Annotated in this window: 2 protein-coding genes; both read right to left on the bottom strand. The window is 62.0% G+C overall.

The features are described 5' to 3' along the window. Positions 1-143 precede the first annotated feature (143 nt). Positions 144-1,166: a transketolase family protein gene (locus tag NKI97_RS35285; RefSeq protein WP_502895560.1), complete on the bottom strand. Its 1,023-nt coding sequence runs from the start codon at positions 1,164-1,166 to the stop codon at positions 144-146. Then, positions 1,163-2,002 (bottom strand): transketolase, encoded by an 840-nt coding sequence (locus NKI97_RS35280; protein ID WP_352838595.1) that lies wholly within the window; start codon positions 2,000-2,002, stop codon positions 1,163-1,165. Before NKI97_RS35280 ends, NKI97_RS35285 begins: the two co-directional genes overlap by 4 nt. Positions 2,003-2,118 lie beyond the last annotated feature (116 nt).

Raw genomic sequence — 2,118 nt, 5'->3', positions numbered from 1 at the left:
CGATGATCTGCTCTTCAGAGAAGCGGCTACGTTTCATGTCCTGGTCCTCTCGATGGGCCAGAACGAACTTCAAACCGGATTAGATAAGAGGGGCAAGGTCAAGGTCGATGACTCAACTGTTGTGTGGGGAGAGCTCTTACTTCTCATTCGCTCCAAATGCGGACGCGGCGCACGAGCTCGGAAGTTGAGATCCCGTAGCGATCGTGAAGCGTCGGCAGCGCGCCAGCGTCGAGGAACTCGTCGGGCAGGGCGATCTGGCGAAAGACTGGGGTCACTCTCTCGCGCATCAGCAGCGCGGCAACGCCTTCGCCAAGGCCACCAATGATGGTGTGGTTCTCCGCCGCCACCACCAGCCGTCCCGAACGGCGCGCGGCAGCGAGTATCGCCTCCGTATCCAGAGGTTTGATCGTCGGAACGTGCAGAACGGCGCAGCCGATCCTGTCGGCTTCAAGCGCCTTCGCGGCCTCCAGCGCGCGCATGGTCATCAGGCCGCTGGAAATGAACAATACGTCCGCGCCCTCGCGCAGCATTCGCGCCTTGCCGATTTCAAATGTATAGTCGTCTTCGTCGAGCACGACAGGAACCTTACCGCGCGAAAGCCGCATGTAGACCGGCCCGTTGTAGTCCGCGATCGCCTCCGTGGCCTGTTCGATGTCGAGCGCGTCGCAAGGGTCGATGATCGTCAGGTTCGGCATCCCGCGGAAAATCGCGATGTCCTCCGTCGCCTGGTGGCTGGGGCCGTAGCCGGTCGTCAGCCCCGGTAAGGCGCAGACGATCTTCACATTGAGTTTCTCCTCGGCGATCGCCATGCAGATGAAATCGTAGGCACGTCGCGATGCGAAGACGGCGTAGGTGGTGGCGAAGGGCGTAAAACCCTCCCGCGCCAAGCCGGCGGCGGCGCTCATCAGCACCTGCTCCGCCATGCCCATCTGATAGAAGCGGTCCGGATGCTCCTGTGCGAAGACATGGAGATCGGTGTATTTCGCGAGGTCCGCCGTCAGGCCAACTATCCCGGGCCGCTGGTGCGCCAGTCTGGCCAGTGTGTGCCCGAACGGCGCATTGCGTGTCGGTACGCCATCGGGCGCGATCGACGCGATCATCGCCGATGTGGTCTTGCGCTCACCGGCATTGGCGGCGTGGCGCGGCGCGAACTTTGACAACCTCAACGCGGACGTCCCTTTTCCAAAGCTTCGAGCGCTAACGTCCATTCGTGCGGTTCGACGCGGATGAAATGCGTGATGTCGCGGGTTTCCAGGAATGGCACACCCTCGGCCATGCGCGTATCGCAAACGATCACACGCGGACGAGGTTCCTTCAGGCCGCGCGCCATGTCGAAGGCCTTGCGGACCGCCTCGATGTCGTTGCCGTCGACGCGCTGCGCATGCCAGCCGAACGCCTCGAACTTGTCGGTCACCGGTTCGGAGGAGAGCATGGCCGTCGACGGACCATCGGCCTGCTGATTGTTGAAGTCGACAATGGCAATGAGATTGTCGAGCTTGTGGTGGGCGGCCGACATCGCGGCTTCCCAGGTCGAGCCCTCACCGAGCTCGCCGTCGGACAAAAGATTGTAGACGAAACTGTCGCTTCGCTTGCGCGTCAGCCCCATGCACATGCCAACGGCAATGCCAAGGCCGTGACCGAGCGAGCCGCCGGTGATCTCCATGCCGGGCGTGTATGGCGCCATGCCGGACATCGGCATACGGCTTTCATCGCTGCCATAGGTTTCGAGCTCTTCCTCCGGCAGCACGCCCGCTTCGATCAGAGCCGCGTAGAGCGCGATCGCATAGTGTCCGATCGACAGCAGGAAGCGGTCGCGTCCCTCCCACAACGTGTCCTCCGGCCGGTAACGAAGCGCATGGAAATAGGCGACGGCAAGCACGTCGGCGACACCCAGCGCCTGTCCGACATAACCTTGGCCCTGGACTTGACCCATCCGCACGGCGTGTCGGCGGATACGATAGGCTCGTTCGGCCAGGCTGACATTGCTGCCAGCGCGAGGCATCTCAAGCTCCGTTGTCCACTCAGCCATGGATTAGAGCCTTTCACGTTTTGATGGAAGCGTAGCCGGCGTTTGCGAAGTAGTTGTTGCATTCGGTTGCCTCGATCGTTTCAACGAGG

Source organism: Mesorhizobium sp. M0296 (genome assembly GCF_040321675.1).
Taxonomy (GTDB): Bacteria; Pseudomonadota; Alphaproteobacteria; order Rhizobiales; family Rhizobiaceae; genus Mesorhizobium.
The sequence above is the reverse complement of the archived record's forward strand: the minus strand, read 5'-3'. Positions and strand labels throughout refer to the sequence as shown.

Bases quoted from the DNA above. Each gene is read 5' to 3' on its own strand.
- NKI97_RS35280 (WP_352838595.1), bottom strand. From the start codon at position 2,002: ATGCCTCGCGCTGGCAGCAATGTCAGCCTGGCCGAACGAGCCTATCGT.